At 34.7% G+C, this 12566-nt stretch carries 11 protein-coding genes; 7 read left to right on the top strand and 4 right to left on the bottom strand.

The annotated features are described in order from the left end of the window. Window positions 1-46: 46 nt before the first annotated feature. Together EZS29_RS08540 and EZS29_RS08535 are read right to left on the bottom strand one after the other, a co-directional pair. The gene (locus tag EZS29_RS08540; RefSeq protein ID WP_130608889.1) at window positions 47-748 is read right to left on the bottom strand and encodes a YggS family pyridoxal phosphate-dependent enzyme; all 702 of its coding nucleotides are present in this window, start codon (window positions 746-748) and stop codon (window positions 47-49) included. Window positions 749-772: 24 nt separating this feature from the next. After that, window positions 773-1384, bottom strand: coding sequence for a Maf family protein (locus tag EZS29_RS08535; protein ID WP_130608886.1), 612 nt, complete (start codon window positions 1382-1384; stop codon window positions 773-775). A gap of 115 nt (window positions 1385-1499) precedes the next feature. Here EZS29_RS08535 and EZS29_RS08530 point away from each other — a divergent pair, with 115 nt between their 5' ends. From EZS29_RS08530 to EZS29_RS08510, 5 genes are all read left to right on the top strand, one after another. Beyond that, a complete protein-coding gene (locus tag EZS29_RS08530) occupies window positions 1500-4496 on the top strand; it encodes a chemotaxis protein CheA (RefSeq protein WP_172603859.1) in 2997 nt (998 codons plus the stop codon). Continuing rightward, on the top strand, window positions 4477-5085 hold the full coding sequence (locus tag EZS29_RS08525; RefSeq protein ID WP_130608880.1) for a chemotaxis protein CheW: 609 nt from the start codon (window positions 4477-4479) through the stop codon (window positions 5083-5085). The genes EZS29_RS08530 and EZS29_RS08525 overlap by 20 nt, the downstream gene beginning before the upstream one ends. Next, window positions 5057-5401, top strand: coding sequence for an OB-fold nucleic acid binding domain-containing protein (locus EZS29_RS08520; RefSeq protein ID WP_130608877.1), 345 nt, complete (start codon window positions 5057-5059; stop codon window positions 5399-5401). The genes EZS29_RS08525 and EZS29_RS08520 overlap by 29 nt, the downstream gene beginning before the upstream one ends. After that, window positions 5398-6924, top strand: a complete 1527-nt coding sequence (locus EZS29_RS08515; RefSeq protein ID WP_130608874.1) for a hypothetical protein — start codon at window positions 5398-5400, stop codon at window positions 6922-6924. Before EZS29_RS08520 ends, EZS29_RS08515 begins: the two co-directional genes overlap by 4 nt. 144 nt (window positions 6925-7068) lie before the next feature. Next, window positions 7069-8199: a DUF2786 domain-containing protein gene (locus tag EZS29_RS08510; RefSeq protein WP_130608871.1), complete on the top strand. Its 1131-nt coding sequence runs from the start codon at window positions 7069-7071 to the stop codon at window positions 8197-8199. Window positions 8200-8238: 39 nt separating this feature from the next. Here the strand turns inward: EZS29_RS08510 and EZS29_RS08505 are convergent, their stop codons facing one another. Next, entirely contained in the window at window positions 8239-9423 is a 1185-nt protein-coding gene (locus tag EZS29_RS08505) for an MFS transporter (RefSeq protein WP_130608868.1), read from the bottom strand. Between the two features lie 177 nt (window positions 9424-9600). On the opposite strand from EZS29_RS08505, the gene EZS29_RS08500 reads away from it, so the two are divergent. Together EZS29_RS08500 and EZS29_RS08495 are read left to right on the top strand one after the other, a co-directional pair. After that, window positions 9601-10401, top strand: coding sequence for a substrate-binding periplasmic protein (locus EZS29_RS08500; RefSeq protein ID WP_172603858.1), 801 nt, complete (start codon window positions 9601-9603; stop codon window positions 10399-10401). A 475-nt stretch (window positions 10402-10876) separates the two neighbouring features. Then, complete coding sequence (locus EZS29_RS08495; RefSeq protein ID WP_130608862.1) at window positions 10877-12052, top strand: lactonase family protein; 1176 nt, start codon at window positions 10877-10879, stop codon at window positions 12050-12052. 113 nt (window positions 12053-12165) lie between these two features. On the opposite strand, the gene EZS29_RS08490 is transcribed toward EZS29_RS08495, so the two are convergent. Continuing rightward, window positions 12166-12453 carry a hypothetical protein gene (locus tag EZS29_RS08490; RefSeq protein ID WP_172603857.1) on the bottom strand — a complete coding sequence of 96 codons (288 nt, stop codon included), beginning with the start codon at window positions 12451-12453 and terminating at the stop codon, window positions 12166-12168. Between the last annotated feature and the right edge of the window lie 113 nt (window positions 12454-12566).

The raw sequence follows: 12566 nt of genomic DNA, 5'->3' as shown, positions 1-12566 counted from the left end.
AATAAAAAATATAAAATGAATTTTTTTTAAGAGTTAAGAATAAATTTTATTTTCTTTTGCCAAAAATCGCTGTACCGATTCGCAACAAAGTGCTTCCATGCTCAATTGCAATCTCGTAATCAGAACTCATACCAAGTGATAAAATATATTTGTCTTTTGGGCGATTTGAAAAAGAATTCCAAAGATATTCAGCATTCTTTGCAAACTCAGCATATAAATCACTAAGGCGGCTTTTGTCATCTTCTTCTGGTCCAATGCCCATAAAACCCGAAAAATCCATTTTTTGTGACTGTGCAAGCATGCCGCAAAGTTCTTTTGCATTTTCAAATGGAATACCAGATTTATTTTGATCGGTTTTATCTATTTGCATCTGAATGAGAACTTTAATTCTTTTATCAATAGGAGATTTTTTTTCAATTTCTTTAGCTAAATTTAATTTATCAAGAGAATGTATGCAATTTATCTGGGAGTTGATTGATTTTGCTTTATTCGATTGAATATGGCCAATTAAATGCCACTTTAGATTGGGTAAATTGCTTAGAGCTTGACTTTTTTCTTGCCATTCTTGGATATAATTTTCGCCAAAATTTTCTATTCCACATTTATAAGCTGCTTTTATACTTTCTATGGTATGATGTTTACTAACTGCGACCAGTTGAATATCATTTGGATTTCTTTTATACTTCTGCGCAAAATATTTAATTTTATCTTGAATTTCTTTAATATTTTTTTCGATATCATTTTCCATTTTAATATCTTTCTATTAAAATATTTAATCGTCGATTTGAGTATAGGTTTCAATTCCAGCAAAATCTTTGAGATCAAGTAGCACTTGGCTCAGGGGGAGACCCATGACATTTGTATAACTACCTTCAATTTTTTCAATAAATCCCATTGCTCGCCCTTGAATTCCATAAGATCCAGCTTTGTCAAATGGTTCTCCTGTTTTAATATATGCATCAATTTCTCTAGCGCTTAAAATTCTAAAAGTAACTAAAGTTTCGATCACACGAGAAACGATTTCTTTTTTATTTTGAAAAAGAGAATACCCACTTAAGACAAGATGTGTGCTGCCAGAAAGAGCTTCAAGCATTTTTTTTGCATGGTCTTTATTTTGAGGTTTTTCAAGAATTTTATCTTCATGGGTGACAACAATTGTATCCGCACTTAAAATAAATTCTGCACTTAATGTTTTTTCAGAAACAGCTAAGGCTTTTTCTCGTGCATTTCTTTTGACATATTCATGTCCTCCTTCATTTTCTAAAGGTTTTTCTTCTATATCTGCAATCACAATATAAAAAGGGATACCGCTTGAGCTGAGCATTTCCTTACGGCGTGGAGACGCACTTGCAAGAATTAATTGTTCATTTTTAATCTTTGTCATAATTTACCGCCAAATCCCTAACTCTAAAAAATGCATATACATATAATGCGTTTAAAATACGAATATATGGCATAAAACGCTTATGCCCTCAACGGGTATACATACGGGGGACAATGTGTTCTACGGTAACAAGAAAGTTTTTATCCAAACACCTGATGATGCATCATCTGACAACAGTCTTGCCGAAGAATTAAAAAACGAAGCCACTGAGCTCGTGGAACGTTTAGCTGGTCTATGCCAAGGTTTTCAAGAGCACCTTATTGCCAATGAAGAGGTACCTTTAGAAGAAAGTCAAGAACTTTTTAGGACTTTACACACTCTAAAGGGCCTTTCACAAATGGCCAATCTCAATGAAATGGTGGCCACAGCTCATGCTGTTGAAGATTATATCGAACTTGTTCGTTCAGAAAAAGTAAAGCTTGTTAAAGAAATTATTGAACTTGTCTCTGATGCGCAGAATGTTTTTGAACAGGTGTTTAAAGCCTTCCCTAAAGCGATTGATCCTGATGTGTTGATGGAGGCAGAAAGAGTTGCGCACGAGTTTCATCAACGAACTGAGGTAGTTAAAGGGGGCGGTGCGCCCGCGGCTGATCCAGCAGCGGCGGTTTCTTCTGCGGTAGCAGCTCCTGCAGGCTCGGGTGGAAGTGACTCTCTAGCTCTTACAGCAGAGGATAATGCGGCTTTTGACAAATTTAAAACCCGCGCAGAATTTTTATTTTCATTGGTTTTACCTGCGGATAAATATAAAAGTTTAGATGAATTAAAAGCAGGTAAGCACGTAGATGATATTTCGCGGGTCGGTGATTTCATTTTGATGAAGCACTCTCCGCAAGGTTCACTGCTTGTCTTTGCAGCAGAACTTGATGAAAAATCATTGTCAGGAATGGCTGAAGCAGAAGTTAAGAAACTAGAAAAAGATCCTAATTGTTTAAAAGCCTTAGGTGCTCCATGGGATGCTTTGGTCTTTTCAGGTTCTGCTGCACCAGCTGTTGCTCCACCTGCTGCAGCCGCAGCTGCAGCAGCCCCAGCTCCACCCGCTGCAGCGGCTGGTCATGGAGGAGGTGGAGATGAAGACGAGCAACCGGAAGATTTTGATACGAAAAATCTCTCAGGTGCCAATGCAGTCGACGTACCCGATCTCGATCCTGAAATGTTGCAAGATTTCCTTTCGAATGCAGACGATCTGCTTGAAAATTTAAGTCAGGCTATGCTTGATTTGGAAGGAAACCCCGAAAGTAAAGAAGCAGTGGAAAACATTTTCAGAAATGCCCATACAATTAAAGGGACTTCTGGAATGTTTGGTTTTCGGGCAATTGAAAAAGTTACCCATAAAATGGAAAATCTATTTGATCGCATCCGGAAAGGAAATCTTAAAGTAACTCCGGCTTTAATGGATGGACTTTTCTTTGGACTAGATCGCATTCGCAGTATGTTTGAAGCTGTAAAGGCGAATAAGTCATCAGAGCAACCTATTAACGATGCGCTGGAGAAAATCCGCCTCGCCGTATCAAAGGGGGGAGGAGCTCCCGCCGCCGCCCCAGCCCCCGCATCAGCGCCCGCAGCAGCTGCCCCAGCCCCCCCAGCAGCTGCCCCTGTCCCAGCCGCCGCTGCCGCTCCAGCCGCTCCAGCTGCCTCTGCCGCAAAACCTGCCGCTGCTGCTGCGAAGCCTGCCGCTGCTGGGGATAAGAAAAAGCCGGACGAGAAAAAAGCAGAAGGAGGAGAAGCCGGAGGAACAATTCGTGTGGACCTCAAACGTTTGGACAGCCTAGTGAATTTAGTAGGCGAACTTGTTATTGATAGAACGCGTTTTGCCCGTATTGAAGAAGAATTGCGAGGCAACGGCAACAGTGAACTTGGTCACTCTATGAGTGAAAGCGTATTGCTGTTCGGGCGGCATATGAATGAAGTGCAAAGCATCATTATGAAAATCCGCATGGTTCCTGTTGGGAATGCATTCTACAAATTCACTCGAGTTGTACGCGATTTATGTAGACAAATCGGTAAAGAAATAGATTTGCATATAATAGGTGGAGAAACAGAGCTCGACAAAACTTTGGTTGAAGAAATTGGCGATCCTCTTGTCCACTTAATCCGTAACAGTGTTGACCATGGGGTTGAGCTTCCTGACGATCGGGAAAAATTAGGTAAGGCCAGAAAAGGGAATATACATTTAAAAGCAAGTCAAGATGGAAATATGATCGTTATTACAATTCAAGATGATGGTAAGGGATTACAGGTCGAAAAACTAAGAAGTAAAGCAATTGAAAGAGGACTCATAAAAGAATCCGATCATCTGACAAATAAAGAAACATTTAATTTGATCTTCGAGCCAGGATTTTCTACTGCAGAAAAAATCACTAATATTTCAGGGCGTGGCGTGGGGATGGATGTTGTCAAAAAAAGTATTGTTAAGTTAAAAGGCATTATAGAACTTGACAGTGAAATAGGAAAAGGCACAACAACCACGATTAAACTTCCACTCACGTTAGCTATTATACCAAGCTTAATGGTTGAAACACGTGGAGAAAGTTATGCAATTCCTCTGGTAAATGTGATTGAAAGTATTCGTATTCGTCCAGAAGATGTGCAGAAAATGGGAACTGCAGATTTTGTTAAATTAAGAGATCGTGTTCTACCTTTGTTACGTTTAACTGATGTGTTTGAATTGCAAATGATGTCTGAGTTACTTTGGTATTCTGTTTCCGATATTCAGAGAATAAAACATCACGATGAAGAAGAAGTAAAAGCGGATAAAGATAGTCTAGGCAATCCAATAGAAAATAAAGAAAAAAAAGTAGAAGCTCCACCACCGAAAACTCCTGCAATGATGAATACTGCTTCTTTTCGCGCGCGTCATACAAAACCACGTATTATTTTTGTTGTTGTGGGAGTAGGAGAAAAACGTGTTGGTGTGATCGTTGACCAACTGCAAGGTCAACAAGAAATCGTTATCAAATCTTTAGGACAATTGATGGGCAAAAGAAGAGGTGTTGCCGGTGGCTGTGTGTTAGGCAATGGCCGCGTCGCTTTGGTTCTTGACGTAGGCGAAATAATAGACGATTTTTCACAAACAAAAATGGGGTACTCAAACCGTGCTGCATTATCGAATTAAAAATATGCATGCATCAGGAGGAGATGCATCACAAGTTCAGTTACCTTATCAAGATGACACCACTAACAGTCAATATATCAACGACGTTACTGACGAAGGTGCTATACAGACCCCTGGTGTACAACACATTGGTTTTAAGTTGCACACAGAAGAGTTTCTGCTCCCCATGTCCCTTGTACGTGAAATTATAATGCTGACAACAATCACTTTTGTTCCAAAGGCTACATTTTTAGTGGAAGGCATAATTGCACTGCGTGGCGAAATCATGCCTGTGCTCAATTTAAGAAGATTTTTAAAATTTGAACGTGGCAAGGCCGCTTCAACCACCCGTGTGATCATTTTGCAATGTGAATACGGTGGTTTTGGCGTAATCGTCGATGACATCACAGAATTTGTCCGACTGCAACAAACAGAAGTTGAATCCATTCCTCAGAATTTTTTCCCAGCAGAATATAAAATTTTAGCAGGTGTATCTAGGGTTGGCGATCGTATCCGTGGTATCATCGATATAAATAAAGTTGTAGATGAAATGACTGCAGATTTACAGAAGGAACAAGAGGATGAAGAGACTTCTTCACCTGAGCATTAGTTTTCTTTTAATAATAAATTTAATGGGCTGTGAACGGCGAGCGCGTTTGGTTGAAATCAAATTACTCTTGTTGACGCCTGATGGTTATTTTAATCAACCCATTGTTCTTTCAGGCAAGGTAAATGACATTGGGCCTGGTGGATTGTGGTTTATTTTAGAAGATAAAACAGGATATATTCAAGTTACAACTGAAAATATTCCGAATCACAATACATGTATAAAAAAAGGCAATGAAGTTTCGTTAGGTGGTCATTTGGAACAATACGAAAATCATAAATATTTTTCATTGAATACTTTGTTGAGGTGTTCGCATTGAAAAATAAATTATGTATTTTTATTTTTTTTATTTTATTTATCTCTTCCTGTCGAAAAATATCTTCAGACAATGAGCGGCAGTATTTTGTCTTTCAAGGCTTAGCAAATAAAGATGTAATTTTATATAAAATAACTAAAGATGATAAGAAAAATAAAGTATATTATCCTATAATGAAAGTTTCAACTAATACGAAAGTATTACTGCCAAAAGGAAAATATTTTTTAGCGAATGAATGTAGCTCCTATGAGTTCAATAATGAAAGTGAAAAAGAAGAAAAAGTTGTCTTGAGTCGTGTGAGTATTATTTTAGGTAGTAAAAATTCTGAGAAAAATTCTCTCGATCAAAAAGAAAATATATACAATAGTTTTTGCATAGATCCTTTAGATGGAAAAGAACATTGGTTTATTAATAAAATGAATTTCGACATTCTACCTGGAAAAAACTCGCTGACAATATCAGGGAGAAATATTGATCTGAATTTTCAAGCAGGATTATTTTCAGATAAAAGAATAGATCTCTGGCCTTTAAAGCTTTCTTCTCCTATAAATACGGATTCCAGTAAGTTTTTTTCATTGCCGCTTGATTTAGGCACGAAAGATAAAAAATTCGTTATTTCGGCACCTGTGAATGGAACACTTTGGTTACAAACAGGGCGATATCAAGTAGAAGTTAACGGCAGTAAAGAGGTCATTCAAATTAATTCAAATCCGCAAAATATAAAACTCGGTGTTCTGCGGATAGGTTTACCACGTAATTTTCCAATTGAAGTGCGTTTAAAGGCGGGTGGTCAACCTATTTTTGCTTATATAAATGAAAAAGTTTTATTTCGCTTAAATACGGACTATCCTGTTTTTCCAGGGAAGTACAGAGTGACTTTGGAAGGGACTGAAATTGAGAAAAATATCCAAGTGAATGAAGATGAATTGATCTCAGTGAAAACCCAAGGAGCAATGGTAGCATCACCTCCATGCAGTGAAAAATATGAAAAATGTCGTCCTCCTTCAAGAGTCACAATTCATATGAATAGAATGCCTTTTGTTTTGATGACTGTTCCAGCAGATATGCCATTTTTGGTTTTTGATCAAAAATATGAGTATGGAATAGAAGGGATTAAAGGAATATTTAAAAATCTTTATGCTTCAGAAGATTCTGTCCGTGTGGATAAATTGGGACGTGTAAAAATAAAATGGGAAACACGATACACTACTGGAAATACAAAAACAGATTTTGTCCGTTTTGAGTCTAAGAGTATGAATATGTTTGGTAAGTCAATCGATATTATGTATTTTAAACCCGATGAAATTTATTTGCCCGAAGGGGATTATTGGCTCAGTTATTTTGTAGGGGATCAGAATTTAATTTTACCCAAAACTCGAGTCGATGTTTCACTTGGAGGCGGAATGACAAAAGAAGTTACAGTGCCTATTTATATGGAAAAAACTTCAGAAAATTTAACTGCAGAAAAAAATAAAGAAAATTCATCGTTGAGTTCAAAGACAACTCTATCTCCGATTAAGAACTAAAGAATTTTAATTAATCCAGAAAAATTTAAAATTTTTAACACATTTTTAGGCAAAAAAATTTCTCAGTTTGCCCATATTTTGATACACAAATGGAATAAGTTCAAATGTTGTGTAAAATTGTATTTGGAGGTGAGTGAGGATTTTATGAAATTTCAAAAGATTAAAAATGATTTACGTACCCGTTGGACTTTACAACTTTACAAAGAATATGGAAATATTTGTTATCAATATGGTCTCTATCTTAAGAAACCACTTATATTGATTGAAGATTTAAAGAGTACTTGGGGGAACTGGAATTCCCATGCAAAAATTATCACTTTGTCTACTTTACTTATTGAAGAGTATCCATGGGAGGTAGTTATAGGTGTTTTGAAACACGAAATCGCTCATCAAATCGTGACAGATGTGTTTTTTTCAAATGACAAACATGGGAAAGACTTTCAAAAAGCATGTAATTTAATAGGTCTTCCTAAAGAATTTTGCAAGTGCACTTTAGAGATTGAGCACAAGATTTTGCATATTCGTAATGGGAAAAATGGGAGTGATGATGAAAATATTCTTAGGAAACTAGAAAAACTATTAAGTCTTGCGCAATCTGCCAATGAAAACGAAGCGCTTTTAGCCATGGAAAAAGTCCAAGAGCTTTATGCAAAATATAATATCAAAAGAATTCAAGAAGGTCTGGATTCAGAATATTATTCACTCGTTGTGCATATTAAGAAGAAAAAAGCTCCGAGCACTTATGTTTATGTCGCTTCTCTTTTGCAAGCTCATTATTTTGTCAATGTTATTTTTTCTCAACTTTATGATCCTCTGGCAGATGAATCATTTCAAACTCTTGAAATTTTAGGCACACGCCATAATGTGCTTATGGCTGAATATGTCTTTCATTTTCTGATCGAGCGGATGGAAGCTTTATGGAAAAATTATCAAAAAGAAAAAAGCGCTACGTCCCGTTATAAATTGTCTTATCAAAAAGGACTTTTAGTTGGCTTTAGAGAAAAATTAGATCAATTACAAAAAGACAAATTAAAGAAACAAAAACAATCTAAAAATAATTTCAGTCCAGAAAGTATTAATACTTTATTGGTTTTAGAAGATCAAAAATTGCAAGTCTTTACAAAAAAATTATTCCCACGTATTGTGCAGAAAGTATCAAGTTCAAATCAAGTCTTTACAGAGCATTATGATAAAGGCAAAAAAGAAGGGGAAAAGATTATTTTAAATAAAGGCGTCACACAACAGAATAAAGAAAAGCGCTTTTTAAATTCTTAAGCATTAGAGAAAATTGAGTTTCAATATTCAGAAAAACGTTTAAATAATTTCTTTAGGGCAATTTTTTGTATTTCTTAAAAAGAAAATAAATAAAATTAAGAATAAAAAGCCAGAAAATATTTCAATATAAGCTGCCCCGCGTAAAACTTTCACTGCCCCAATGTGGTCCGCTACTGCGGCCGCTCCAGCAGCAAGGGGCGCGCCAATTGAGCTTTTTGCCAATTGTATAATTGAAAAAGCAAATGGGCGGTATTTTTCTTCAAGGTCATTTTGCACTTTAGTTTCTACGAGGACGATGGCTATCGAACCCATCAGCCCCAATATTGTGAATATGGCACAACTCAAGTAGAAATTTGTGCTTATCGTAAATAAAAAGACAAAAAGACCATCAAATATGACAAGTAACAGAATGGCTAAAGCTTCGTTTTTTATTTTTATAAAGATCGGAATGAGAGCCCCAATGACGCCACCAATGCCACAGACAGAAAAGAATACTCCTGTGACACTGTTGTCACCATTAAATTTTTCTTTGACAAAAGGAAAGGTCAGCGGGGTTTGCATTTCAAGAATAATGACTACTAAACTATAACTTAATAATAAAAAAATTACGACTTTTTTGCTGAAAAGGTATTGTACGTTCTCTTTAAAGCTAACGCCTTTTTGTTTAACAGCTTCTTCATAATTTCTTTTAATATTCTTAAAGCTTAATAAGAAGAATATAGGAATTACACTGAGAATCGCTAAAATAAGACAGATATTGCTTAAGCTAAAGTAAGCAGCAGTAAGGCCGCCTAACGCAGGGCCGATGATAAGCGCTATTTCATTTAAAAATGCTTTTTTACTGTTAAACTTTGTCCGCAAAGCAGGTTCGATTTGTATCGCATCAAAAGATTGTTTAGACACAGCAATCAGTTGATTGAGAACTCCATTTAAAACGATTAAACTTATTAAAAAAAACGGATTGGTAAATAAAAAGTATAAAGAAAGGAGTGCTATTATTTTTATTCCGCTGCAAATATATATATTTCTAAGTAGGTTTGCAGATTTAAAGAGTTTACCTGAGAAGAAGCTGATGACGATTGAAGGCAAGGTGATAGCCATTGCGATAAAACCAATTTGTCCAGCACTGCCATTGGCATTATAAACTCCACCAATGATCGCAATATAATATAGAAAAGAGCAGATTGTTAGATAACAATCTAAAAATATAAGTTTGTAATACATGACATCCCCAGCTTCTACATGTCTAAACTTTGTTCTTTATACAGGTTTTGTCTTAAAAGGAAAGAGTATTTTCTTTATATTAAAAGAGTAAAATCATTTTGAGTAAAATCTTAAACTTTGCATATCAAAAAAATTATTATATACTGAATTCAGACTTCAATGCGGGAGCATTTAAATATGATAAAGTTTTTATTTGCGCTTTTTATTGTTATAATTTTTCCAACTCAAATATTGGCATCTGAACTGCCAAAGTGTTTTAAAAAATTTAATTTTGCATATTTGGATTACGGTTTTATGTATGATATGAAAAAAGGGATCGGTATTGAAAAAGATGTTCTGGATGAAATTAAAAAGCGCACACGATGTCAGTTTGAAAATGTGAAAATGACCCGAGCTCGCATGTGGATTTCATTTTCACATGGAGAACTGGATGTCAGCTTAGGGGGAATAAAATTACCTGAAAGAGAAAAAGTAGTTTATACTTTCCCATATGTGAAATTAAAAAATATGGCATTAATCCGGAAAGATTCTAAAGTAACAAGTATGGCAGAATTTTTGGCCAATACAAATTTACGTTTTGGAATTGTGCGCAGTTTTAAACATGGAAGTGCAATACTTGACGATGAATTTCTTAAGAAGCTCTATAAAGAGAATAGAGTCGATGAATTTGTCGATCAAGAAAATCTTTTCTTATATTTAAAGAATAATAAAATTCAAGGAGTCTTTTCTTCAATTGTAATTTATAAAAAGCGTTTTAAAGAAGATAAAAAGCTTTATGAGAGCTTAAAAATTGTCGATTGGATTCCAAAGGATGAGCCTTTTCAAAGAGGGCTCATGCTCTCTAAATTAACATTTAATCAAACTGAAGCAGAAAAATGGCAAGGGCTTATTAAAAGTATGGTTCAGGATAAAACAATGTATAAAATATTTTTGAAATATTTATCACAAGAAGATGCTAAAAATATAAGTTTACCTTGAAGTAATTGGCATATTTTTGCAGACTTATCTAATTTTACAAGCTCAAAGCCCAGAGAAGATTAAAAATAAGAGGGATAAAGTATGTCCCTATCTTTTTATAATAATTCATTTTTTATACCTTTTACAGTTTATTCATAAAGAATGTAGCGAAAGTGAAAAAACATATAACTTAACATTTAAATGTAGGCAAATTTTTGTAGAGAAATTAAATCTACTTTATAGGATTAAAGATAGAAATAATATTGAATATTATTTCTGAAGTCTATTTACTTTTATTGAAACTTGGCTTACATTTCTTGCGGAGTATCAATACTCCATGTTCTTTAGTTTTTTAAACTATGCACCTTTTTTCTTTCAAGAAGTTCAAATATTTGAATACATATTTTCTATGATTTAAAAAAAATTAAAGATATTTTATTACTATTAAAATTAATAGTAATAAAATATCTTATTATGTTAAAAGAAGGATATTTAAATGCAAAAAAATAAATTTACCATGTCTCTGTCTTTTATATTATTAGGAATGTCTTTTAATGTCCATGCTCAGCAAGAAGGTAAAGAAGAATATAAAAAATACTCAGCCTATATTACAAATTATTTAAAAAATACTGTGGAACATTGTAAAGTGAAAATGGATGGTGTTTTCACTGAGTGTAAATCTACGGGAAGTGAATTTTATTTGCCATTTGCCATTGTCTTTCATAACAATAATGCCTATATTACAAATGAAAATAACAGCATAACTGTTTGTAATGTTGGGAAAAATGGCGGTTTAGTTCGATGTCAAGCGACAGGATTGGATATTCATAACCCCTATGGAATTGTTATTTATAATAATTATGCATATATTTCTAGTTATCATAATCGCGTGAGTTCTTGTAAAATTTATGCTGATGGCAGTTTAAAAGAATGCCAGGCGGAAGGAACAGGCTTTAAACATCCTTTTGCTATCGCCATAAATAATGGATTCACCTATGTTCCGAACTACGGTGATACAATGCCAAATAACTATCCAAAAGGCTTTGGAAAAAACTCAGTCAGTTCATGTAAAATCAGATCAAGTGGGCATCTAACAGACTGCCAAAAGAGCTCTGGTTTTCGCCTGCCAAATGGCATCGCCTTTTCTAAAGGCTATGCTTATGTAACAAACTTTTTAATCAATGAAGTGCGTAAATGTAAAGTGAATATAAATGGCACTCTCAGTGAATGTGTTTCTACGGGTGAGGGTTTTCTCCACCCAAATGGCATTGCTATTCATGATGGTCTTGCCTTTATCTCTAATTTTTATAAAAATACGGTGAGCACCTGTAAAATTGCCGATAATGCTGAACTGATTGATTGCAAAACAAGTGAAAGCATGAATGGGTTCCGCAATGAAGAACAATATAATAGATTTAAATATACAGTGAATTACTATGGAAATTCCATTGATATTTATGAAATTGGCAAAGATAATATTTCTCATAAATCAAAAGAATCTGTTGGTGGATTTCAAGGCCCAATTGGCATCGCCTTTTATAAAGACAATGCCTATGTAATAAATAATGACAATACGATCCGCGCTTGTAAAATAAGAACTGAAGATGGATATTTAACCTCTTGCACTTTACGTCCAAGAGATAATCGGCCAATGGGTATAGCATTAAAATAAAAATTTTCTATTTTGACTTGCAAGAAATATCCACAATGATTATCTATAAAAAACTAAAAATTTAAAAATTCTATTTTAGCAATTTTTATTGAGGATTATGTTATATGAACAGTTCAAGAATTTCTGATATTCCTAAAAGAATTAAAAGAAAAACGAGCTAGAATGCATGTTGAAGCAGCTCTAACGGCTTTGTATTTCAACATTGATTTAAACATTCCAATCCCTAAGTCTAATGATATTCCTGATAGTTTTTTATTGCGATGCATGAATTTACAAGGAATATCATCTACAACAATTAGGGAACATTTTTTAGCAAGTTTTGTCGACTCCTTATGCAAATAGTCTTGTCTGATATTGGCTACTTTTACATGTAGTTTTCTTTCTTGTTTTGCTATTGGCAAAGCGTGATACTTTTTACTTATCGATTGTTTTCATTGTGCAAACCTTTGACATCTTTTTAAATACCGAATTTTTGCTAAAAAAAGTCGGAATGTGTATGAATTTGAGCCAGAGG

The organism is Fluviispira sanaruensis (genome assembly GCF_004295685.1).
Classification (GTDB): domain Bacteria; phylum Bdellovibrionota_B; class Oligoflexia; order Silvanigrellales; family Silvanigrellaceae; genus Silvanigrella; species Silvanigrella sanaruensis.
The sequence above is the reverse complement of the archived record's forward strand: the minus strand, read 5'-3'. Positions and strand labels throughout refer to the sequence as shown.

Excerpts from the sequence above, each read along its gene's own strand:
- EZS29_RS08540 (WP_130608889.1), bottom strand. The coding sequence starts at position 748 with ATGGAAAATGATATCGAAAAAAATATTAAAGAAATTCAAGATAAAATT.
- EZS29_RS08535 (WP_130608886.1), bottom strand. The coding sequence starts at position 1,384 with ATGACAAAGATTAAAAATGAACAATTAATTCTTGCAAGTGCGTCTCCA.
- EZS29_RS08520 (WP_130608877.1), top strand. The coding sequence starts at position 5,057 with ATGAAGAGACTTCTTCACCTGAGCATTAGTTTTCTTTTAATAATAAAT.
- EZS29_RS08510 (WP_130608871.1), top strand. The coding sequence starts at position 7,069 with ATGAAATTTCAAAAGATTAAAAATGATTTACGTACCCGTTGGACTTTA.
- EZS29_RS08505 (WP_130608868.1), bottom strand. The coding sequence starts at position 9,423 with ATGTATTACAAACTTATATTTTTAGATTGTTATCTAACAATCTGCTCT.
- EZS29_RS08500 (WP_172603858.1), top strand. The coding sequence starts at position 9,601 with ATGATAAAGTTTTTATTTGCGCTTTTTATTGTTATAATTTTTCCAACT.
- EZS29_RS08495 (WP_130608862.1), top strand. The coding sequence starts at position 10,877 with ATGCAAAAAAATAAATTTACCATGTCTCTGTCTTTTATATTATTAGGA.